Genomic DNA, 22,567 nt, shown 5'->3' on the forward strand with positions numbered 1-22,567 from the left:
CCCGCCCATGACTGTCGTCGCCCTGTTGAGCGTGGCACCGGTGATCGAGGGGAGCATGGCCGAGGAGGTCGCCGAGGCGGTGGCGGCCCTCGACGACTTCGACGTGAGCTACGAGACGAACCCGATGGGAACCACCATCGAGGCCGACGACGTCGACACGCTGCTCGACGCCGTCGGGGCCGCACACCGAGCGGTCGACGGCGACCGCGTCTCCACGTTCCTGAAGATAGACGACAAACGGACCGTCGAGACCACGGCCGACCGGAAGGTCGAGGCGGTCGAGGAGCACCTCGGACGCGAGGCGAAACGGGAGCGGTGACGTCCTCCCGACGGACCCCTAACGGGCTCAGAGCGGCCGACGGGCGGCTCCGGCCGCGTCGCCACGGCCCCGCCCGTCGTCCACGAGGGCGGACCGGACACACCAGCGGCAGTAGCGGTATCCCGATCGATTTCTCGCGCCGCAGTTCCCGCAGACGACCGTCTCGCCGTCGGCCTCGAGCGGCGGCGGCTCGTCAGCCGACGGATCCGCGGACGGCGAGAGCGCGTCGTCGTCGCCGTCCGCGGATCGCTCTCGAGCCCCCCGCCTGGCGAGCACCGCGTCGAACCCGGTGGGATCGTCGTCCGGCGGTCGCCCCTCCGCGTCGGGCGCGTCACCGGGGCCGCGGTCCCGGCGGGCGAGCGTCCACGCGACCGCCACGTTGATCAGGAGCATCCCCGCCAGCAGCGCGGCGAGCAGTGCCACCGACATGTGTGTAACGTTAGCACTCCACGCTAATATGCTCGGCGGTCGGATCGGCCGCGTTCCCGACACACTTAGTGATCCGCGTCGAAGGGTCGACGCATGTCGGAGATCATCCACACGAACGCGGCCCCGGAGGCGGTCGGCGCGTACAGCCAGGCGACGACGAACGGCGAGCTCGTGTTCACCGCCGGACAGATACCGCTGACGCCGGAGGGCGAACTCCTCGAGGACGCCCCGATCGCCGAGCAGACGGAGCAGGCGCTCGACAACCTGCTCGCGGTCCTCGCGGAGGCCGGCGCGGAGCCGGAGGACGTGCTCAAGACGACCGTCTTCCTCGGCGACATCGACGACTTCGAGGAGATGAACGAGGTGTACGCGAGCTACTTCGACCGCGCGCCGCCGGCGCGGTCGGCGGTCCAGGCCGGCGCGCTCCCGAAGGGCGTCGGCGTCGAGATCGAGGCCGTCGCGAGCGTGGAGTGAGATGAGCGGGGGCGGCGAGGAGCCCGACCGCGACGACACGTCCGCCGCCGACACCGACGACATCGGCGGCGACCGCTCCGCCGCCAGCACCGACGCCGCGGCCGCCGTCGACACTGACGGCGACCCCTCCGTCAGCGACCGCCCCGACGACGACCTCGCCGACGGCGATCCCGGCGACGCGCCCGGCGTCATCGCCACGCGGCGGAACCGACTACGCTCGGCGGCGCTTTGGGGGGCGGTTGGCGGGTTCGCGTTCCTCGTCGCCGCCCAGGGATACCTCCTCGTCGACGGCTCGCTCCCCTTCGGGTACGCGTGGCTGTTCGGGACGGCCGCGGTCGTCGCCGGCGGCACCCTCGTGGTGGCGTACCTCACGGAACACCGGATCGCTCGACGGGGGTCGAAAAGAAGGACTTAACAGTCTCACCGGATTACCTCCGGACGAGCCAGGATGGCCGAGTGGTAAGGCGCACGCCTGGAAAGCGTGTTCCCTTCCGGGATCGGGGGTTCAAATCCCTCTCCTGGCGCTTTTGCTGTCGCAACGACGAACGAGGAGCGGAGCGGCGCCGACGGGTTTCAACGGACCTACATAACCTTCATATGTATGGGAGGTGTTGACACGGGTGACGATGCCAGACACGAAATCGGGACGCGAACGGAAGGGGAGAGGGAAGCGCCAGCAGCTCGAGAACCACCTCACCCGACGGGAACTCGAGGCCGACGACGAACCGCCGGAGCCGACGTTCGAGACGGTCGATTCGGAGTATCTCGACGAGCCCGGCGAGCCGGCCGCCGAGTAGGCGTCCCGACGGTCCGGTCGAACCGTTCTCTTGTTACTCGCCGAGGATCGATATCAGCTCGCTGAGTGCTGCCCTCGGATCGTCAGTGATCCCCCGACGGAGCACCTCGCCGATCCTCGTCCGTTCTCCGAACCACGTCTCCGTCGGCGGTTCGTGGACGCCGTTCTCGGCCATGAACCGGATCGCCGGCTCGTGTGGCGCGTACGGGGACGACGCCGCGGCGTCCAGCGAGAAGGGGTCCCCGTTCATCGTGGGGAGCCGGCCGTTCGTGACGAGCAGCGACCCGACGGCTTCCGACCGGAACCCCCGAGCGACCGCGAGCGCCTCGCCGAGCAGCTCCGTGTTGGGGTTGACGACGACGTACTGGCCGTACAGCGTCGTTCGCGACCCCGCCGAGCCCGCGGGTAGCGGCATCACGCCGAGCGCCTCGGGATCCACGTCGCCCGCCCGCCCGACCGCCACGGTGAGCGGGAGCAGCGCGGCGACGGCGTCCCCGCCGAGGAATCGGTTCATGACCTCGCCGAAGCCGTACTCGAGCACCTCCTCGGTGGACGTCTGCTCGATCGATGGCTCCGCCCTGCCGCCCCCGAGCGCGAGGTCGTGGAGGACGTTCGCCGCTCGAACCCCCGACTCGTCCCCGATCGTCACCGTGGCGTCGTTCGCCGGCGCCGTGTCCCCCCGCTCGTAGAAGGACCCGCCGAATCCGGCCAGCACGCCGGTGAACGTCGACGGGAGTCGCTGCGGCCGGCCGCTCCAGACGAAGCCGGCGTTCTGCCGGACGGTGGCGACCGCCTGCGACCACTGCGGCCAGGTCGGCGGCTCGGTCATCCATCCCTCGTCGTCGATCCCGGCCTCCCGGAACCGCGGCCGCCGGTAGACGACCCCCTGTGGCATGAACGAGTACGGCAGCGCGTGTGCCTCGCCGTCTCCGGGGTGCCGCGCGACGACGTCGAGCGCGGGGAACGTCTCGTCGATCACCTCGCCGATCCGATGGGCGTCCGCGTGCGCCGAGAGCGGCTCGGTCGCGTTCCTCGAGAAGACCTGCCCGAGCTCCCAGCCGCTGACGAGGAACACGTCCGGTTTCGGTTCGCCGGCCTCGACCCGGGAGAGGATCTCGCCGATCGGCCTGGTGCCGTCGTCGTCGGAACGGACCTCCACGTCGACGGCGTCGGGAACGTCCGACTCGTCGATCGCCCCCGGGAGGTCCGCGAGCCACTGGTAGTACCGGGCGTCGACGGTGACGGTCCCGCCCGTGATCTCGGTCGCCGCCTCCTCTTCCGGTTCCGGCTCGGACTGGATCTCCGACTCGGTGCCGGTATCGGTCCCGGATCCGGAGTCCGAGCCGGACGTTCCCGTTCCGTCCTCGATCGCCCGAGGCGCCGGCTCGTTGCGATCCATCGCGATGAGCCCACCGACCCCGACGCCGGCGAGCGCGAACGCGCCGATCCCGTACTTGAGGAACGACCGTCTGGAGCCGCCTCCGTCGGAACCCCCGTCTCCGTCGGTCGAGCCCGCACCTCCCGACCCGCCGCCGCCTCCGGCGATAGCCTCGGCCGGCTCGTCGTCCGAGTCGGCCGCATCCGAGCCGTCGTCGCCCGTCGCGGCCGCGGCGGCACCCGCGGCCGCGTCCTCGGCCCGCGCATCCGACTCTCCGTCGTCCGGCTCCTCGGGCGTCGGCGCGACGGTCGCGGCGAGCGCGTCCGCCTCGCGGTCGCCCGTGTCGACCGTCGGGACGGCGTCGAGGAGGTCCCGTCCGAGCGGGTACGTCGTCGCGTACCGGTCGGCCGGATCGCCCTCCGTCGCCCGGTCGACCGGTCGCACGGCCCCCTCGGGGAAGTCGTCGCCGAGCGCGTCGGCGTCGATGCCCGCGCGGATCGCGTCGGCCAGCGCGGCCGGGTCGTCGGCGTCGACGCCGGGGAACGGGGTGCCGTCGCCGAGCGCCGCGGCCGCGAGCGCGCCGATCCGGTAGACGTCGGTCCGCTTCGAGGCGTGGTCGCCCTCGAGCTGCTCGGGCGCGGTGTACGGGGTCGTCGGGGGGTCCTCGACGAGCCGGCTGAGTCCCCAGTCGTCGACGACCGCGACCGGTCCGTCGGCGTCGACCCGGAAGGAGAGACAGTCGGGGTGGAGCGCGAGGTGACAGGGCGTCGAGCCGTACCGCGAGTAGGTCCGGAGGACCTCGCACACGTCGAAGAGGAGTTCCGCCCGCGTCCGCGGGTCGCACGCCCGCGCGGTCTCGAGGGAGGTTCCGGCGGCCCACGCCTCGAGCTCGTCGGGGACGTACTCGACGGCGACCCACGGCTCGGGGTCGGTCCCCCAGTCGAGCAGTCCGCGGACGGTCCGCCGCTCGTCGACGGTCCCCCACTGCCGGGCGAGCGCGTCGAAGCGGTCGTGCCGGTCGCTCGGGACCGTCCCGGTCGGCGTCCGGATCGCGACGGGAGTCCCCTCCTCGTCCGTTCCGCGATACGTCGTCCACCGTGGCGTCCGCCCGACGCGGTCGCCGACCGACCACGTGCCGTTCCGTCCCTCCACGGGACCGTCCAACCTGTCCATACGCCGTCGTTTTCGGTGCCGCCTAATAACGGGTGGGCATCGATCTCGCGGCTGATACCCAGGTTATAAAGCGTCCCTCTCGCGGTCGCGGCCGCCGCGGAAAACCCATGGGAATAGTCAACACTATCCCCGATCCGTGGGCTCGCTGTCCGGTGGTTTCGTCGTCGGAGCGTTCGCCTCCGCGGTTCGCGCCGGTGGAGTCGGTTGCGATGGGTTTATATAGAATCACAAACAATCGGACGCTGTATGAGCCAGCGAATGCAGCAGGGTCAGCCGATGATCATCATGGGCGACGACGCCCAGCGCGTCAAGGACAAGGACGCACAGGAGTACAACATCTCCGCGGCGCGCGGCGTCGCCGAGTCCGTACGCTCGACGCTCGGACCGAAGGGGATGGACAAGATGCTCGTCGACTCGATGGGCGACGTCACCATCACGAACGACGGCGTCACCATCCTGCAGACGATGGACATCGACAACCCGACCGCCGAGATGATCGTCGAGGTCGCCGAGACCCAGGAGGACGAGGCCGGCGACGGCACGACGAGCGCGGTCGCCATCGCGGGCGAGCTCCTCAAGAACGCCGAGGACCTCCTCGAGCAGGACATCCACCCCACCGCCGTGATCAAGGGGTTCAACCTCGCGAGCGAGTACGCCCGCGAACAGGTCGACGAGGTCGCCACCCCGGTCGACGCCGACGATACGGAGACGCTGAAGAACGTCGCCGAGACGTCGATGACTGGCAAGGGTGCGGAGCTCGAGAAGGACGTCCTCGCGGACCTCGTCGTCCGCGCGATCCAGGAGGTCACCGTCGAGGCCGAGGACGGCTCGCACGTCGTCGACCTCCAGAACCTGAACATCGAGACGCGGACCGGGCGCTCGGCCGGCGAGTCCCGGCTGCTCTCCGGCGCGGTCGTCGACAAGGACCCGGTCCACGACGACATGCCCACGGACTTCGAGGAGGCGAACGTCCTGCTTCTCAACGAGGCCATCGAGGTCGAGGAGGCCGACGTCGACACCTCCGTCAACGTCGACTCGCCCGACCAGCTCCAGAAGTTCCTCGACCAGGAGGAGGAGCAGCTCCGCGAGAAGGTCGACAAGATCGTCGAGAGCGGCGCGGACGTCGTCTTCTGTCAGAAGGGGATCGACGACCTCGCCCAGCACTACCTCGCGAAGGAGGGCATCCTCGCGGTCCGTCGGACCAAGAAGTCCGACATGAAGTTCCTCAAGAACGTCCTCGACGCGGCGATCGTCACCGACCTCGACTCGCTTTCGGCGGACGACGTCGCGGTCGGCTCGGTCAGCCGTGACGCCGACGAGGAGCTGTTCTACGTCGAGGGCGAGAACCCCCACGGCGCGACGCTGTTGCTGTACGGCTCCACCGAGCACGTCGTCGACGAGCTCGAGCGCGGCATCGAGGACGCGATCGACGTGGTCGCGACGACCGTCTCGGACGGCCGGACGCTCCCCGGCGGCGGCGCGATCGAGGTCGAGCTCGCGAGCCGGCTCCGCGACTACGCGGACTCCGTCTCGGGACGCGAACAGCTCGCCGTCGAGGCGTTCGCCGACGCGCTCGAGCTGATCCCCCGCGTCCTCGCCGAGAACGCCGGGCTCGATTCCATCGACCTGCTCGTCGACCTCCGTGCGGCCCACGAGTCGGGCGACGCGCACGCCGGGCTCAACGTCTTCACCGGCGAGGTCGAGGACACCTTCGAGGCGGGCGTCGTCGAGACGGCCCACGCCAAGGAGCAGGCGATCGCCTCCGCCGCCGAGGCCGCGAACCTCGTGCTCAAGATCGACGACATCATCGCGGCCGGCGACCTCTCCACCTCCGGCGACGACGACGAGGGCGGCGCCGGCGGCATGGGAGGCATGGGCGGTATGGGCGGCATGGGCGGCGCTATGTGAAATCTGTCGGAGACAGATCTCCATAGACCGTCAGGACGGAGCCCGACGCGCTCGACGTGAGCGTCGGTCCGCACCGTTCACGCGACTCCGTCCACCGCCGATCCCCCGTCGAACCGCGTTCCGCCGAACGGCCCCATCGATACGCGCTCCGTTCTTTCGCCCGCCGTCTCGCGAGCCGTTACGGCAGTTGATAATCGATCCCGAAGCGTCTTGTGTCGACGACGACAGTTCACGATAATGACCGGAGCGACGGACGTCTCCGTACTCTACGTCAACGACGACCCCGATCTCCGCGAGCTGGTCGCTCGGCGGCTCGAGCGCGAGGAGGACCGGGTCGACGTTCGGACGGCGGAGTCGGTCGACGCGGCGGAGCGGGTTCGCTCGCGTCACGACGTCGACTGTATCGTGAGCGACCACCACATGACGGGCCGGACTGGTCTCGACTACCTCCGGTCGGTCCGCGAGGACGACGACGGGATCCCGTTCGTGCTCTTCACCGAGACGGGCGACGAGGAGGTCGCGAGCGAGGCCATCTCCGCGGGCGTCACCGACTACGTCATCCACCGGGCCATCGGCGACCCCTCGCCGCTTCTGGCGCGGAAGGTGCTCTCGGCGGTCGACCACGAGCGAACCCAGCGACGGATCGACCGGACGTCCCGACAGCTCCGGTCCGTCGCCGAGGCGACCGACGACGCGCTGTGGATCTTCTCGGCGGACTGGCGGGAGCTCCACTTCATCAACTCCGCGTACGAGTCCGTCTTCGGACAGCCGGTCGAGGAGCTCCGGTCGGAGCCGCGGTCGTTCCTCGAGCGGATACACCCGGACGACGTGGACCGCGTCGAGCGGGCGATGGGTCGCGCCTCGGAGGGAGAGTACGTCCGGATCGAGTACCGCGTGAACACCTCCGCGGAGCTCCAGTCGTGGGTCGAGTCGCGGTGTACCCCGGTCACCGACCAACGGGGAGACGTCGACTTCATCAGCGGGTTCAGCCGGGACATCACCGACCGGAAGTACTACGAGGCGAGCCTCGTCGAGAAGAACGAGCAGTTGGAGCAGTTCGCGTCGACGGTCGCGCACGACCTGCGTAACCCCCTGAACGTCGCCGACGGGAACGTCGACCTCGCGAGGGAGAACCGCGAGGATCCGCGCCTCGAGACCGCCGCTCGGGCGCTCGCGAAGATGGGCGATCTCATCGACGATCTGCTCGCGCTCGCGAAGGAGGGAGCGGCGATCGACGAGCGGTCGCCGATCGCGTTCGAGTCGCTGGTCCGGTCCGCGAGCGAGAACCTCCTCCTGCCGGAGACGACCCTCGAGATCGTCGGATCGGGAACGCTCCGGTGTGACCCGGATCGGACCGAGGAGGCACTGGAGAACCTGTTTCGCAACGCCCTCGATCACGGCGGCGAGTCCGTGACCGTCACCGCGGGCGTGCTCGAGGCGGGGAACGGGTTCTACGTCGAGGACGACGGGCCGGGAATCCCCCCGTCCGAGCGCGAGGCCGTCTTCGAACGGGGCCACACCACGTCCGAACACGGAACCGGGTTCGGGCTCGCGATCGTCGATCAGATCGTCACGGCACACGGGTGGGAGATCGAGATCGCGACGGGGTCCGACGGCGGTGCCCGGTTCGAGATCACCGGCACCGACCTCGAGACGGCCGACGGCGACGACCCCGCGGCGGCGGGCTCCGGGCCGTAGTCGCCGAACTTCGGGCCGTAGTCGCCGGACGCCCGACCCCGCGCCGGCGGTCCCCGGGTCGCCACCGGAGTCACCTCCCCGTTCTCGGCACCGGACTGCTTCAGCACGCATAAGTACCCCTCCGGTAAGAGTTGCGACATGCAGACGCTGCTGCTCAACGGCGACGACGTCGACGAGAACGCGCGGATGGATCGCGTCATCGAGGCGGTCGAGGGCGCGTTCGCCGCCTACGAGCGCGGCGACGCCCAGATGCCGCCGAAGTCGTACATCGACCTCCCGGAGTACAACGGCGACTTCCGGTCGATGCCCGCCTACATGGACGCGGGCGACTGGGACGCCGCCGGGATCAAGTGGGTGAACGTCCACACGGACAACCCCGCCGACCACGACCTCCCGACCGTGATGGGGACGATGATCTACTCGGACCCGGAGACCGCCTTCCCGCTCGCGATCATGGACGGGACGGAGCTCACGATGAAGCGGACCGGCGCGGCCGCCGCGGTCGCCACCGACCACCTCGCGGTCCCGGACGCGAGCTCGATGGGGATCGTCGGCGCGGGCGTCCAGGCGTACACGCAGCTCGAGGCGATCGCCGCGGTGCGCGACATCGAGGAGGTCGTCGTGAGCGACCTCGACGAGGAGCGCGTGGCGAACTTCATCGACGCCTTCGAGGACCGCTTCGACGTGCGCGCGGGCTCCATCTCGGAGGCGGGCCACTGCGACGTGCTCTCGACGGTGACCCCCGTCGAGGACCCGATCGTCGGCCCCGACGACGTGGGCGAGCACACCCACGTCAACGCGATGGGTGCCGACGCCGAGGGCAAACACGAGCTGGCCGACGATCTCCTTCTCGACGCGACGGTCGTCATCGACGACCACGCGCAGTGTACCCACTCCGGCGAGATCAACGTCCCGTACGCCGCGGGCGTCCTCGGCGACGACGACATCTACGGCGAGATCGGCGAGATCGTCGTCGGGAACCGCGCGGGACGGGCGGGTGCCAGAGGGACGGGCGACGAGGGCGTGACCGGCGTCACCGTCTTCGACTCGACCGGCCTCGCGATCCAGGACGTCGCGGCAGCCCGCGTCGTCTACGAGGAGGCCGACGACAACGACAACGGCTACCCGTTCGACCTGCTCGGCCTCGCGGAGTAGCGGGCATACGGCGGTTCGGCCGGCTCGACCGGTTCGACCGGATCGATCGACTCGACCGGCCCGACACCCCGTCCCCGGCCGCGTGATTTTATACCGTCGCGTTCCAGACACGGGTATGCGACTCGTCAGCGTCGCGGCGGTGGCGGAAAACGGCGTCATCGGGAGCGACGGCGAGGTCCCCTGGCCGCATATCGAGGCCGACGTCCGCCAGTACCGCGAGCGCGTCGCGGACTCCCCCGTCATCCTCGGACGGCGCACCTTCGACTCGATGCGCGACGACCTCCCCGGGAGCCGCCAGATCGTGGTGAGCCGGAGCGTGTCGTCCGTCGACGTACCGACCGCGGTCGTCGTCGACGGCGTCGAGGCGGCGATCGAGGCGGCTCGAGAGATCGTCGCAGACGCCGGGGAGTCCGCGGACGACGCCGAAAGCGGTTCGAGGCCGGACGAGACCGACCTGGTCGCGGGCGAAGCGGACCCGGTCACGGACGATCTCGACCCGATTCCGCCGCGATCGACGGGACCTGCCGCGGCCGACGACGCCGTCTACGTCCTCGGCGGCGGGGCGATATACGGGCTGTTCCAGCCGCACCTCGACGGAATGGCGCTCAGCCACGTGAAGGGGAGCTACGACGGGGACACGCGGTACCCGGAGTGGGACGAAACGGAGTGGGAGGTGGCCGCGGAGACCGACCACGACCGGTTCACGCTGCGGGAGTGGCGGCGGCGGCCGGCGAGCGACTGACGCGTCACTCCTCGACTCGCTCGGCGAAGCCGAACCGAGGCTTGACGTCGGTGACGACCACCTCGAGGGTCTCACCGGGGGCGGCGTCGCCGACGAACAGCGAGTACCCCTCGACGTACGCGATGCCGTCGCCTTCGTCGCCAACCTCCTCGACGGTGACCTCGATCCGGTCGCCCTCCTCGACGGGGGCGGCGGTGAGCCCCTTGGCGACGAGGTACACCTCGGAGGAGGAGTCGCGCGAGGCGGGCGGCGAGACGGTCCGGACGTACTGGAACTCCCCGGCGACCTCGTCGCGGAACGCGTCGAGGTCCTCGCCCTGGAACACCTTCACGACGAAGTCGCCGCCGGGCGCGAGCAGCTCCTCGGCCACGTCGAACGCCTGGCGGGCGAGGTGGACCGAGCGGGCGTGATCCAGCGAGTACTCGCCGGTCATGTTGGGGGCCATGTCGCTCACGACGACGTCCGCGCCGCCCTCGCCGACCGCCTCGCGCAGGTAGTGGCGGGTGCGCTCCTCCGTCATGTCGCCGCGGATCGTCTCCACGTCGTGCTCCTCGAGGTCGTCGATGCGCTGGAGGTCGACGCCGACGACGGTGCCGGCCTCGCCGACGGCCTCCGCGGCCACCTGGAGCCAGCCGCCCGGCGCGGCTCCGAGGTCGACGACGGTGTCGCCCGGCGAGAGGAGGTCCGCCTCCTCGTCGAGCTGTTTCAGCTTGTAGGAGGCGCGGCTCCGGTACCCCTGCTGTTTCGATCGGTTGTAGTACATATCCCGGTCTGTCATGCGTACTTCACCAAATTCCTTGACATGTTCCGCGCAGGAACTGCCGGCGAATTCGCGTTCATACAAGACAAGACGCCGTCGAACCGGAAAGGGACATCGGATGGTGTCGGCGGTGCCGACCCCGCCAGCCGTAGCAGCTAATACATCGATACGCGCCTACTCAACGATCCACGAGATAACTGCACCTTGTCTGTGGACGTTATGTCGGAGTCCGTCAAAACCGGCGATGCAACACACGCTCGCATCGATTTCGTACCAGTGCTCGATATCCCCCACGAGCTTCTCGGCGATCTCCCTCGCCGTGTACCGCTCCGGGAGCGCCTCCACCGTCTCTGGATCATCGTCGCCACGCTTGTAGAACAGGCCGAGCAACCCACTCCGTCCGCTGAACTCCGACGTATGAAGTCGGCTTGCATCCGTTAGTAGCGTGTTCTGGTGAAACGGGCTGAAGACGTGGCCGTACATAGCGGGCTCCGGATCGCCGTTCGCCCGCCAGTAGCGGATCAGTTTCGCTTCGATGGGCATCCCGTTCGGCAGAACAAGATCGCATTTCTCGCTGCTATCAGGATATGGCACCTCGCGGTTGACCTCTTCGTAGCGGTCGTCCGTCTCGCGGAGATGGTCAAGCAGCAACTCCACCTGACGTTCCTCGTCTTCTGACCCGAGCCCATCGCCGTACTGCCCAGTTGTGTTGCGGTCGACTGCCGGTACTGCGTCAGCGATGGCCTCAGTGAACACGTCAAGCGACAGGGCGTCCTCCATATATTCACAAGAGTCGTGGCTGTGATAGAACTGCCGTCGGACTCAAGCAATCAGATCAAGACTATTACGGACTTTCAGACTCTGGAAAGCGGAATTTCAAGTTTTTCGCCCTCGGTATGAGTTGGTGTGTGCAACGAACGCGACTATCGCGAGCAGCGGTGGCACAGGGAGAGAAACTCACCTCCGTACGAGAGCGTAGCGGAGGCGCGTCAGGAACTCGATGATCTTGGGGTGTCGCCCGCAACGATCAACGAACTCTTCGAGGCCGCACAGAATGCGGCCGTCTCGCTTGTTTCCGAATACGGGGTGAGAGATGAAGTGGATACCGAGGTAGTCGCAAGGTGGCTGATGATCTCGGCGTGCGAATCCAGCGTGCAGTTCATTGAAAACGACGTATGGGAAGATCCGCAGGAGGGCGTAGAGAGACTGGTTGCGGATATGGATCAGAGTGCAGCCACGCTGGTTGGCGGAACGGAAACGCGCAACCGAGATATGGCCGTCCTATTCAACGCAATGTTGGCCGAGAACCACGAGCAAGACTAGCAGGGCATCAAGCACTCGTCAGTTCGATGGCGGGCATCCGCGCGAACCGGTCGTATGATATGCGGTTCTATCGCCGTTCGCTTTCTGATAGAAGAAAGCCTTAGAGAGCTTTAGAGATTCTATGCCGGCATTTATTGTCGTGTGGGCGCTGGGGCCGATATGCCCAGTGGGAGTGACCCCGGTCGCGTGGAGGAATACACTGATCGGCAGGTGGAACGCGTTCGGCGCACCGTTCGAGAACCAAATCGCTCGGACATCTTGAAGACTGTCCGGAAGGGGCGGCGAGGGAACATCGCGAGCCCGAAGCCAAACCAGCGCACCAAGCCGTCGTGGAGCAAGGCGACCATCCGCAACAACGCTCGGGATCTCCGCATTCTTGCAGGACAACTGCAGGGGCTGGACGAGGTGGAGTACGAGGGTACGACGTGGACGGGTTGCGAGGGACGCGACGATTATCCCGACCGTCTCCTCGATCTCACGCCCGAGCAAGTGACCGAACTGATCACCGAGATGTCCATCGAACGCGACTGGGCAAGAAGCAACGAGCGAGATTACTGCCTGACCGTACGGAACCACTTTCTCGCGCACGACCGAGTCGAGACTGCCACGGAAATCGACTATCCGCAGGTCGGACTGGAAAACGCCGCCGTAGATATCGAGACAGTTCCCAGCCGCGAGGATTTGCTTGCGCTCATCGACGGCGAAAGCATCCGCGACAAGGCGATGTACACCGTCCTCTGGGAGTCGGGCTGTCGCGTCACCGCCCTCGCCGCCCTGAAGATCAAGCACTGGAAGCCGAAGGGCGAGGGATATGGCGTCGTCCAAGTTCCCGGCGCCTATGTCACCGGTCTCAAGGGTGCCGAGCACTCGGCGAAACCCATCACGTTCGCACGCGGGTACTTGGACAACTGGCTATCGGAGCACGAGCTGTCCGACGATCCCGAGGCTCCTCTCTTCCACGGGATCCGCCCGCAAGATGATCCCTCCGAACACCTGCACCCACACAGCGTTCACCAGCAACTCAAGCGAATCGCTCGTCGTACCGAAGAGATCGATGCCGAACACATCAGCCCGCACACCTTCAAGCACGGTCGCGCGAGCGAGATGCGGGCCTCCGACAAGTACAGCAAGGAAGACATCGAGCAGATACTCGACTGGGAGGAGGGCACCCCGATGCACGGGAGATATGAGCACGTCACGGAGATCGACGAGGCCGAACGCATCTTGAGAAAGCACGGCTTCGCGCCGACGGACGACGGCGACAGCGTCGAACACCGGGAGTGCCCTCGTTGCGGCACCATCGTGGACATAGATGCGGAGTACTGCCCGAAATGCTCGCTCCGGCAGCGCAACGAGCCCCCACGCTGGTGGCGCATCTATCGCGGCATCACCGACGAGGATGATCCGGTTCGGGAGAAATATCGCGAAGAGCTACCGCCAGCCAACGCTGCTGAACTGGTTCCCGACCTCTTCGACCACGTGAAACGCGTGCTCCTGAGCGGAATGATTGGGGGTGCAGTCCGAAGCAAGGTTGACGGAGAACTTGCGGAAGAGCAGAAGGAGACATACCATCGGTCGATCGAGGATCCCGATGATCGACAGTGGATCTACGACAACATCAGCGGGATCGACCAACAGCACGTCGAAGAGCATCCCCATGCCGCGGAAATCAGACGTATTGAGCCGGGCGAACTCGAAAGCTGACGACCATTTGGGTTGATAGCGGATTCATTTCGAAGGGTATCGCGCCCCCAGTTACTTTTCTGCAACTCCGCCGATTCCTGCCATAAATGGCGTATTCGGGGCTAGTAGCGGATAGTAAGTACTGCTAAACTCTTAGAAATAGAAGAGAGAAATGGCATACAAAAGTACTAAGTGGGTGTAGGAACAATTTGATGACGTGATGAGCGCTCAAAGTCTCGGCGGTCGAAGCGGGTTGGGAGCGGAAGGCCTCGACAGTCTCTCCACCGAGCTGGAGACTATTGCGCTTCTCTGCTCGGCCGTCCCGGAGATCGACGAGGATCTTCGCACGCTCACCGCCCGCGTCGACGCTCTCGGCGGGAGCATCGACGAACTGGGGGACGAAACCGACGAACTTCGGGCTGAGATAGACGATCTTGGTAACGCCCTCCAGCAACTGACTGCGAACGTGGCCGAACTAGAACAGACAGTCGAGGAGGAGGTCGGAACCCTCGAAGATCGAGCGGATGAAATTGAGTCCCGCCTCGACGCTGTCGAGGCCTGTCTCAACCCCGACTTGCTGGATGAGAAGCAGGCCCACGTAGATGCGCAGGACTCTTCGATCCCCTTCGACCGAGGCGAGGAACGGGAACTCTTCATCGAGGAGATTGAGGGAGGGCCGAACCCGACGCTCCGCGGGAAACTGGAGAAAGTACAGACGTTCGTGGACGTCGACGACGCCACGGGGTACGAGGAGGGTGATGTCGTCGAGGTGGTCATCACCGATCTCAACGGAACTGCGGCGCACGCCGCTCTCGCCGCGGAGTACGAGGAATGAGGATGCCGGCAACCTCACTTCTCGACGCTCGCGAGGGGCGCACGCAGACTGATATCGTTGCGGGGATTGCCAAAATGCAATTCCGCGAGGGCAAGCCGCCGAGGCAAAGCGACCTCGACGATCTCCTTCCGGTCACCAAGGGTGCCATCTCCAACAACTGCGGCAAGCTGGTCGATACTGGCCTCGTTCGCGAAAGAGACGACCGCCGTTACGAGATCGTCGAGGCCGAACTGCTATCGCTCTACCGGGAACATGTCGACCGGTACCTCGCCCGTGAATCCGCCTCCGGCCGGTTCGAGGAGGAGGTGGCCGCGTACAACGAGACGCGTACGGCCACCAAGCGCGGTCTGCGCGAGATGTTCGAGGACAACGACCTGCTCCTCGATATCCTCGTTGCGGCCCTCGTCGACGGGCTCGACGACAGCCGCATCCAGACGATCCGCGAGGTGATGCTCCACGCCGACCAACTGGTGCGGAGCGCGGCCACCCACATCGTGACCCACCCCGACTTCGCGGGCCGGGACGATCCGGCGTGGGACTCCGTGCGGCCCCTGCTTCAACTCGCCGTCGCGCTCGACCGTGTCCATGAGGGCCTCGATGCGCTCGCGGACGCACACGCAGACGTTGCAGAGTACTTCCCCGGCGACACGCCGGCGGCAACGATCGCGACCTACTTCACCAACAACGCATGACTGACGATCCCAGCCAGCAGACGCTCACGGACAGCCAGCCGACGACCAGCCTGACGACCGAGGAGCTAGAGAAGCACCTCTTCAAGTGCGCGGACATCATCCGCAACACGGTCGACAAGACCGACTACAAGGACTACATCCTCCCGCTGGTGTTCTACAAGAGCATCAGCGACACCTTCGTCGACGAGTATGCGGAGAACCTCGAGGAGTTCGACGATCCCGAACTGGCTCGTGACGAGGCGTTCCACGACTTCCAGATCCCGGAGGGGTACCTGTGGGAGGCCGACGACGACGCGCTCCCCGACGGGTACGAGTGGGAGGGGAAGGACGCCGAGCAGGATCTCCGGAGCCAGAAGGAGAACGTCGCGTCGTTCATCGACGAGGCGTTCACCGAGATCGAGAACGCGAACCCCGACCAGCTCGACGGGGTGTTCCGCTCGGACTTCATGGCCGCGGACGCGCTCGCCGAGTCCGACGGCAAGCTCGTTCGACTCGTCGAACACCTCAGCACGCACAACCTGAGTCAGGAGCGGCTTCCCGACGACATGCTTGGTGAGGCGTACATGGACCTAGTGCGGCACTTCGCGTCCGAGGAGGGGCGGGACGGGGGCGAGTTCTTCACGCCGCCGCAGATCGTCCAGATGATGGTGCGGCTACTTGCGCCCTACGAGGCGGGCGACACGTTCCACGACCCGACCTGCGGTTCGGCTGGCTTCCTCATCGAAGCGGCCCATCACTTCCGCAAGGAACAGGACGGTGACCCCTCCAAGCTCACGATGACCGGGCAGGAGGTCAACCCCGACATCGCGTCCATCGCGAAGATGAACCTGTTCCTGAACGGCCTCAACGGCGAGGTTCGGCGTCAGGACTCGCTGAGCGAACCCCTGTTCACCGAGGACGACACCACGCTGCAGAAGTTCGACTACGTCCTCGCCAATTTCCCGTTCTCGGCCAACTGGGACAAGGATGGCCTGCAGGACGATCCGTACGGCCGCTTCGACTGGGCGGACAAGCTCCCCCGTGCCGACCGCGGCGACTACGCGTTCATCATGCACATCGCCGAGCAGCTCAACGAGACTGGTCGGGCCGCTATCGTCGTCCCGAACGGGGTGCTGTTCCGCAAGCATGAACAGCGGTACCGGGAGGCGATGGTAGGGGATCACAACCTCGTGGAAGCGGTCATCGGCCTGCCGGCCGACCTCTTCCAGAACAATTCCATCCCGACGTCAATCCTCGTGCTGAACGAGGACAAGCCGGAGGAGCGCGAGGACGAAGTCCTGTTCCTCCACGCGGCGGACAACCACGCAGTCGACGAGCCGTTCTATCGGGACGTCTCCAACAGTAGTCAGAACGAGCTGACGGAGAACGGTGTCGACCACATCGTCGACAACTACCACGACTGGACGACCGAGGAGAAGGTCAGCCGCACGGTCAAGCGCGAAGAGATCCGGGAGAACGACTACAACCTCAACATCGCGTTGTACGTCGACACGACAGAACCCGAAGAGGACATTGACGTCGCCGAAGAACTCGCCGACCTGCGCGAACTCCAGCAGGAGCGAGCCGACATCGAAGCCCGACTTGACCAGCACATGGAGGCTCTCAACTATGAGTGAGGACGACATCCCCGCTGAGCAGACCGACGATTCGCCCACGACCGACGCTGCCGAGACAGCTGTCGACGGTGGCGCCGTGGCGACCGAGGCGCCGCAGAGCCGCTTCTGGGGCATCGTCCCCTCTGGATGGGAGCTAGTCGAGGGCTCCGAGGTCTACGACGTTAACCCCTCGTACACGCCCGAGGAGGAGGAAGTCACGTACATCGAGATGGATGCCCTCGACACCGAACTGCCGTTCCCGAAGTACTCCAAAAAGCGCAAGGCGGCGGACTTCAGCGGGAAGCTCTTCCGCGAGGGCGACACCCTGTTCGCCCGCATCACGCCCTGCACGGAGAACGGCAAGGCGGCCTTCATTGACGAGATGGACACCGATGTCGGCATCGGCTCCACCGAGTACGCCGTCCTCTCGCCCGACCGGGAGCACATCCACCCGCTGTACCTTTACTACGTTGCAAAATCCCACCCCGTTCGGAACTACGCCATCTCGCGGATGCGCGGCTCGACGGGGCGCCAGCGAGTTCCGTTTGATGTGTTCCGTCGGGAGCTAGATGTGGCTATGCCGCCGATGGCTGAACAGCAATCGATAGCCTCTGTTCTCTACAATCTTGATCTCGCGATAGAGAACAGTACCGAGATTGCAGAAAAATCAGAACGAATTCAACGTGGCCTGATGCAGGACTTCCTACACACAGGGTTCAATGATCATGACGAGTTCGTTGAAACCCAATACGGATCTATCCCAGCGGACTGGGAACTAGCTACGGTGAGGGAAGTAGCAACTCGTATTGGATCGGGAGGAACTCCAGATACCAGTAACGAGGAATACTATGCGGGTGAAATTCCGTGGGTGAAAACTGATGACCTGAATGGGGAGGCAGTTACTAAAACAAAGACCAAGATCACCGAAACTGGACTCGAGAACTCCGCTGCGAAGTTATTCCCGGAGGGGACAGTTATTTTCGCTATGTATGGTGGGTCTCTGGGGCAGAACGGTCGTCTTGGAATGGAAGCGGCGATGAATCAGGCGTGCTGTGGAATTGTTGTTGACGAAGACAAGATCGACCCCTACTTCCTTCATCAGCAACTCGTTCATCGGAAGAACCAGCTCGTTGCGCTTGGTGCGGGAACGCACCAGCAGAATCTGACTCAGTCAGCGATAGAGAAGTTCGAAATCTTTGTTCCGCCTCTGCATGAACAGGAGCAGATCAAAGAGGTCATCCATAATGCTGAGAGTGAGGTTCGCACTCACCGGGAAAATGCGTCGAAATTATCCAAACTAAAACAGGGCCTCTTGCAAGAGCTGCTCAAAGGAGATAAGCGGGTGAGTGAGAGTCAGATTGAGACTCTAAAAGAGGTAACTGAATATGTCTAAAACCGCAGCGCCTGACGAAGAAGGTGTTAAATTAGACATCCTCCGTTGGGCAAGTGAACTTGGATACGAGACCTTCGGGATCGATACTGCGGAGGGGGCGGCTGTGCTTGACGAAAAGTACGGCCGCGACCCGACAGAGGTTATCTATTACGGGATGCTCCGCGAGTGGCTCGTGGACTCGGATGTCGGCGACAACGACCAGATCACCGAAGACAACGTCGATGACTTCCTGACCTCGCTCCGGCGCGATCTCTCTCACGACAGCGCCAACCTCGTGGAGGCCAACGAGGAGTTCCACCGGTTGCTCGTCCGCGGAAAGCGGTTCGCCGTCACGAGCGAGGAGGGCAAGGAGACGAAGCGCATCTTCGTGCGCCTCGTCGACCTCCGCGACATCGAGAACAACCGCTTCGTCGCCGCCGACGAGTTCCGCGTGAAGCGCGGAGGCAACTCCATCCGGCCGGACGTGAACCTGTTCGTCAACGGCATTCCGCTGGTGACGATGGAGCTGAAGTCGATCGCGCAGGAGAACGACTACTACGACGCCATCAGCGACCTCAAAGACTACGAGGAAGACGTCTCTCGGCTGTTCGTCCCGAACCTCTGGAACGTCGCCGCTGATTCGATGGCGTACCGCTACGGCGCCGTCGGTGCGTCCTCGTCGTTCTACATGCCGTGGGAGGCAGACGAGGACGAGACGCCGCCGGAGTACCGCGTCGGCGAGGAGGAGGCCAACCCGCTCAAGGAGCCGGTGCTGGCGATGTGCAACCACGAGACCCTGCTGGACGTCCTCCGCAACTTCGTGTTCTACGAGCACCGCACCGGCGGGACGGCGAAGATCATCCCGCGGTACATGCAGTACTACGCCGCCAACCGCATCGTCGACCGCGTGCGCGAGGGCCGCACCGACCCCGAGATGCGCCGGGGGCTGATCTGGCACACGCAGGGCAGCGGGAAGTCGTTCACCATGCTGTACGCCGCCCGGATGCTGCTGGAGCGCGGCGTCCTCGACCACCCGAAGGTCGTCCTCGTGGTCGACACGAAGGATCTGGAGGATCAGATGGCCCAGACGCTCAACAACCTCGGTCACTTCGAGCAGTTCACCCGGGCCAAGAGCATCGACCACCTCGAGCGCCGGCTCCAGATCGACCAGAGCGAACTCCTCGTCACGACCATCCAGAAGTTCGAGGACGTGGAGTCCAACCTGCAGCGGGAGCAGCCCACGGTCGTCATGTCCGACGAGGCCCACCGGTTCATGGAGAAGGATCTCGGCAACCGGCTGGCCGCCGCGCTCCCAGACGCGTTCCACTTCGGATTCACTGGGACGCCCGTGCGCGAGTCCGAGCGCGACACCTTCGCCAATTACCGGCCCGAGGGCAAGCCCGAGGAGCTGTACCTCCACTACTACTCCATCGGCGAGGGAATCGACGACGGCCTGATCCTCCCCGTCCACTTCACCCTGCGGCACGACATGGAGTGGGACATCGACGCCGAGGCGATCGACGCCGAGTTCGACCGCGAGTTCGCCGACCTCTCGATGGACGAGAGGCAGGATGTCATCGAGAAGTACCTCACCACCACGGAGATCTCAGAACTCCGGCCCCGCGTCGAGGAGGTCGTCTGGGCCGGCGACCAGAAGGGCATCATCGATCACTTCGAGAAGACGGTGCGCCCCAACAACTGGAAGGGGATGGTCGTCACGCCCAGCCGGAAGGCCGCGGCCATCTACGGCGAGGAGCTGCAGAAGTACTACGACCCCGAGGAGGTCGCGGTGCTGTACACCAGCACCGGTGACGACCCCGAGACCGTCCGCCAGTTCCACACGACGCCCGAGGAGCGGGACGCCATCGTGGAGGACTTCAAGGATCCCGACGCGGATCCGAAGCTGCTCGTCGTCGTGGACATGCTCCTGACGGGGTTCGACGCGCCGGTGCTGAAGACGATGTACCTCGACCGGAACCTGAAGAACCACAACCTCCTGCAGGCCATCGCGCGGACGAACCGCCCGGCCGACGGCAAGCACAACGGGGAGATCGTGGACTATCAGGGCGTCTACGCCAACCTCGACGACGCGCTCGACTATGGGTCGGACGTCAAGGACGAGATCAGGCGCGACCGGGAGCAGTTGTTCGAGGACATCGAGCGGCTCGTCGACGACCTTATGGGGCTGTTCGACGGAATCCCGCGAGACAACCGGCAGGAGACGCTGAACCAGTGCCTCGCCCGGCTCAGCAAGTCTCAGCCGAAGCGCGACTTCAAGCAGGGGTACCGCGAGCTGCAGGATCTCTACGAGACCCTCTCGCCGGACGAGGAGCTGGTCGAGCGGGGGATTCAGGACGACTACAAGTGGCTGACCAACGTGTACGTGGCCTTCCGACGGAACAACAACCGGGAGGAGAACCCCGAGGAGAACCTGCGGGAGAAGACGAAGGAGATCATCGCCGACAACGTCGAGATTGAGCAGATCAAGTCCTACTACGAGACCTACAAGCTCGGCGAGCGCCACCTCCAGCAGGTCGACCAGATGACCGAGCCCGCGGCGAAGGCGAACGCGATCGAGCACGCCACTCGGGAGCACCTCCAGCCCCGCGTCGACCAGAATCCCCGGTACCGGTCACTCAGCGAGAAGCTGGAGAATATCGTCGACCGGTGGCGGCGCGGCGAACTCGAAGACCCGGAGGCCGTCGAGAAGCTCGAACGCGTGGAGCGGGATGTCATCGAGTTTGAGGACGCCCTCGACGACCACGGCCTGAACGAGGCCGAGCACGCCATCTACTCCGAGCTGACGGAGAGCTACGACGGGGAGGTCGCCGACGATGACGAAGCCGAGCGCATCGCGACCGACCTCTGGGAGCAGTTCGACGAGGAGATCGACCGGTTCGACGGCTGGGAGACGCACACTGAGACCCGCAAGCAGATCCGCCGGCTCCTCATCCGTCGGCTGGCGAAGGAACACGGGAAGGTCGCGCTCGCGAAGGACGACCAGTTCCTTGAGCAGACCATCGAGTACCTCGTCGAAAATGCCGAGTGAGACGAGCAGTTCGCTCCGGGTCTTCGATGAGACGATCAACTACGAGGTGCGGCGGAGCGACGACGCCACACAGCCACGGATCGACGTCGACATTCACGGTGTGACGGTCGTTCTGCCGACAGGCCGCGATATCGACCCGCAGAAACTCGTGGAGGACAACGCCCAGTGGGTGCTGGAGAAATGGCGCGACTACGAAGCCCATCGAGAGCAGGCACCGTCACGCTCGTTCGAGCCCGGCGAGACGTTTCCCTACCGGGGTCGAGACCTTCCGGTTGAGGTCAGGGCCGTTGACCGATCGTATGTTGCCCCCGACGCGTTCGTCCTCGCCAGCGATAACGTGGATGAAGCTGGAATTCAGGTTACGCTGGAGACCCTCTATCGTCGGGAGGCGAGGTCGGTATTCGAGACCCGAATCGACCACTACGCAGACGAGATGGATGTCAATCCCGGCAAGTTGGAACTGCGTAACCAGCGAACTCGATGGGCCAGCTGTTCGCCACAGCGGACACTCAGCTTCAACTGGAGACTCATAATGGCTCCTGATGACGTGATTGATTACGTAGTCATCCACGAACTTGCACATCTATGCGAACAGAATCACACGCGCCAGTTTTGGAATATTGTTGGTCGGTATGACCCCAATTATGAGGAACACGTTGACTGGCTTACCGAGAACAGCTCAAAGCTCATTTTCACCGAGGACGACTTGTGATGCAACTCGCTCTAGTTCCCGGAAGGTCACACTCTCTTTATATGAACTATCTCTGTCTGAGATGGCGATAACTATCTGGCGTCCACAGATCGGCGGATAGATAGCCTAATACTTGTGACGGTGGTGCAGAAGTCTTCTCACCCTGTATGCCGGATCTCTATTGTTAGTGATAGTAGATTCCAAGGCGATGTAGAACGATATTGGGCCAGCTCTCTAATCTGTTTATTCGTGAAGTGGCAACCGGGATCCAGCGAGTAAGAACTTGAAATATTCTGCACCACCGCCGAATGCGACTGTGTTGAAAACTTCGTTCAACACTTGTCTGACCTTACGATTTGTCGAGATCTCTGAGCAGATGGTACGAATGGCACACGAGAATAGTCACTTAACGAGCGGGTGTTCGCGATCTTCAGATGTACCCTGCTGGCCCGCACCGATGCTCAATAGGCCCCAAACCCATATTATAATAATTCT

At 64.9% G+C, this 22,567-nt stretch carries 20 protein-coding genes and 1 tRNA gene; 17 read left to right on the top strand and 4 right to left on the bottom strand.

What is annotated here, in order from left to right; translation table 11 throughout:
• Positions 1 to 7 precede the first annotated feature (7 nt).
• Positions 8 to 319, top strand: coding sequence for an MTH1187 family thiamine-binding protein (locus AXA68_RS00405; protein ID WP_066411323.1), 312 nt, complete (start codon positions 8 to 10; stop codon positions 317 to 319).
• A gap of 27 nt (positions 320 to 346) precedes the next feature.
• Here AXA68_RS00405 and AXA68_RS00410 read toward each other — a convergent pair whose 3' ends face one another.
• Entirely contained in the window at positions 347 to 748 is a 402-nt protein-coding gene (locus AXA68_RS00410; protein ID WP_066411326.1) for a DUF7577 domain-containing protein, read from the bottom strand.
• Positions 749 to 841: 93 nt separating this feature from the next.
• On the opposite strand from AXA68_RS00410, the gene AXA68_RS00415 reads away from it, so the two are divergent.
• From AXA68_RS00415 to AXA68_RS16955, 4 genes are all read left to right on the top strand, one after another.
• Complete coding sequence (locus tag AXA68_RS00415; protein ID WP_066411327.1) at positions 842 to 1,222, top strand: Rid family detoxifying hydrolase; 381 nt, start codon at positions 842 to 844, stop codon at positions 1,220 to 1,222.
• A gap of 1 nt (position 1,223) precedes the next feature.
• Positions 1,224 to 1,637 carry a hypothetical protein gene (locus AXA68_RS17540; protein ID WP_394326463.1) on the top strand — a complete coding sequence of 138 codons (414 nt, stop codon included), beginning with the start codon at positions 1,224 to 1,226 and terminating at the stop codon, positions 1,635 to 1,637.
• A gap of 27 nt (positions 1,638 to 1,664) precedes the next feature.
• Positions 1,665 to 1,746: transfer RNA gene (locus AXA68_RS00425), tRNA-Ser, on the top strand.
• A 102-nt stretch (positions 1,747 to 1,848) separates the two neighbouring features.
• Positions 1,849 to 2,019: a hypothetical protein gene (locus AXA68_RS16955; protein ID WP_198529998.1), complete on the top strand. Its 171-nt coding sequence runs from the start codon at positions 1,849 to 1,851 to the stop codon at positions 2,017 to 2,019.
• 33 nt (positions 2,020 to 2,052) lie between these two features.
• Here AXA68_RS16955 and AXA68_RS00430 read toward each other — a convergent pair whose 3' ends face one another.
• Entirely contained in the window at positions 2,053 to 4,569 is a 2,517-nt protein-coding gene (locus AXA68_RS00430; protein WP_066411329.1) for an extracellular solute-binding protein, read from the bottom strand.
• Positions 4,570 to 4,827: 258 nt separating this feature from the next.
• Between AXA68_RS00430 and thsB the strand changes: the two genes are divergently transcribed.
• The 4 genes from thsB (at position 4,828) to AXA68_RS00450 (ending at position 10,072) form a co-directional block, all read left to right on the top strand.
• Positions 4,828 to 6,477: a thermosome subunit beta gene (gene thsB / locus AXA68_RS00435; RefSeq protein ID WP_066418275.1), complete on the top strand. Its 1,650-nt coding sequence runs from the start codon at positions 4,828 to 4,830 to the stop codon at positions 6,475 to 6,477.
• A gap of 237 nt (positions 6,478 to 6,714) precedes the next feature.
• Entirely contained in the window at positions 6,715 to 8,175 is a 1,461-nt protein-coding gene (locus tag AXA68_RS00440; protein WP_066411331.1) for a sensor histidine kinase, read from the top strand.
• Positions 8,176 to 8,313: 138 nt separating this feature from the next.
• On the top strand, positions 8,314 to 9,330 hold the full coding sequence (locus tag AXA68_RS00445) for an ornithine cyclodeaminase family protein (protein ID WP_066411333.1): 1,017 nt from the start codon (positions 8,314 to 8,316) through the stop codon (positions 9,328 to 9,330).
• A gap of 115 nt (positions 9,331 to 9,445) precedes the next feature.
• Positions 9,446 to 10,072 (top strand): dihydrofolate reductase, encoded by a 627-nt coding sequence (locus AXA68_RS00450; RefSeq protein WP_066411335.1) that lies wholly within the window; start codon positions 9,446 to 9,448, stop codon positions 10,070 to 10,072.
• A 4-nt stretch (positions 10,073 to 10,076) separates the two neighbouring features.
• Here the strand turns inward: AXA68_RS00450 and AXA68_RS00455 are convergent, their stop codons facing one another.
• On the bottom strand, positions 10,077 to 10,850 hold the full coding sequence (locus AXA68_RS00455) for a 23S rRNA (uridine(2552)-2'-O)-methyltransferase (protein WP_066411336.1): 774 nt from the start codon (positions 10,848 to 10,850) through the stop codon (positions 10,077 to 10,079).
• Positions 10,851 to 11,006: 156 nt separating this feature from the next.
• Positions 11,007 to 11,612, bottom strand: a complete 606-nt coding sequence (locus tag AXA68_RS00460; RefSeq protein WP_066411338.1) for a hypothetical protein — start codon at positions 11,610 to 11,612, stop codon at positions 11,007 to 11,009.
• A gap of 126 nt (positions 11,613 to 11,738) precedes the next feature.
• Between AXA68_RS00460 and AXA68_RS00465 the strand changes: the two genes are divergently transcribed.
• The 8 genes from AXA68_RS00465 to AXA68_RS00500 all read left to right on the top strand — a co-directional run bounded on the left by AXA68_RS00465 (position 11,739) and on the right by AXA68_RS00500 (position 22,093).
• Positions 11,739 to 12,155 carry a hypothetical protein gene (locus tag AXA68_RS00465; RefSeq protein WP_066411340.1) on the top strand — a complete coding sequence of 139 codons (417 nt, stop codon included), beginning with the start codon at positions 11,739 to 11,741 and terminating at the stop codon, positions 12,153 to 12,155.
• A gap of 186 nt (positions 12,156 to 12,341) precedes the next feature.
• Positions 12,342 to 13,859 carry a site-specific integrase gene (locus tag AXA68_RS00470; protein WP_157884762.1) on the top strand — a complete coding sequence of 506 codons (1,518 nt, stop codon included), beginning with the start codon at positions 12,342 to 12,344 and terminating at the stop codon, positions 13,857 to 13,859.
• Between the two features lie 199 nt (positions 13,860 to 14,058).
• Positions 14,059 to 14,673, top strand: coding sequence for a hypothetical protein (locus AXA68_RS00475; protein ID WP_157884763.1), 615 nt, complete (start codon positions 14,059 to 14,061; stop codon positions 14,671 to 14,673).
• A gap of 2 nt (positions 14,674 to 14,675) precedes the next feature.
• Positions 14,676 to 15,365: a hypothetical protein gene (locus tag AXA68_RS00480; protein ID WP_066411350.1), complete on the top strand. Its 690-nt coding sequence runs from the start codon at positions 14,676 to 14,678 to the stop codon at positions 15,363 to 15,365.
• Positions 15,362 to 16,981 carry a class I SAM-dependent DNA methyltransferase gene (locus AXA68_RS00485; RefSeq protein WP_066411352.1) on the top strand — a complete coding sequence of 540 codons (1,620 nt, stop codon included), beginning with the start codon at positions 15,362 to 15,364 and terminating at the stop codon, positions 16,979 to 16,981. The genes AXA68_RS00480 and AXA68_RS00485 overlap by 4 nt, the downstream gene beginning before the upstream one ends.
• On the top strand, positions 16,974 to 18,353 hold the full coding sequence (locus tag AXA68_RS00490; protein WP_066411354.1) for a restriction endonuclease subunit S: 1,380 nt from the start codon (positions 16,974 to 16,976) through the stop codon (positions 18,351 to 18,353). The genes AXA68_RS00485 and AXA68_RS00490 overlap by 8 nt, the downstream gene beginning before the upstream one ends.
• Positions 18,346 to 21,381 (top strand): HsdR family type I site-specific deoxyribonuclease, encoded by a 3,036-nt coding sequence (locus tag AXA68_RS00495; protein ID WP_066411355.1) that lies wholly within the window; start codon positions 18,346 to 18,348, stop codon positions 21,379 to 21,381. The genes AXA68_RS00490 and AXA68_RS00495 overlap by 8 nt, the downstream gene beginning before the upstream one ends.
• Entirely contained in the window at positions 21,371 to 22,093 is a 723-nt protein-coding gene (locus AXA68_RS00500; protein ID WP_066411358.1) for a M48 family metallopeptidase, read from the top strand. The genes AXA68_RS00495 and AXA68_RS00500 overlap by 11 nt, the downstream gene beginning before the upstream one ends.
• Positions 22,094 to 22,567: the final 474 nt, after the last annotated feature.

This window comes from Halorubrum aethiopicum (genome assembly GCF_001542905.1).
GTDB classification, from domain to species: domain Archaea; phylum Halobacteriota; class Halobacteria; order Halobacteriales; family Haloferacaceae; genus Halorubrum; species Halorubrum aethiopicum.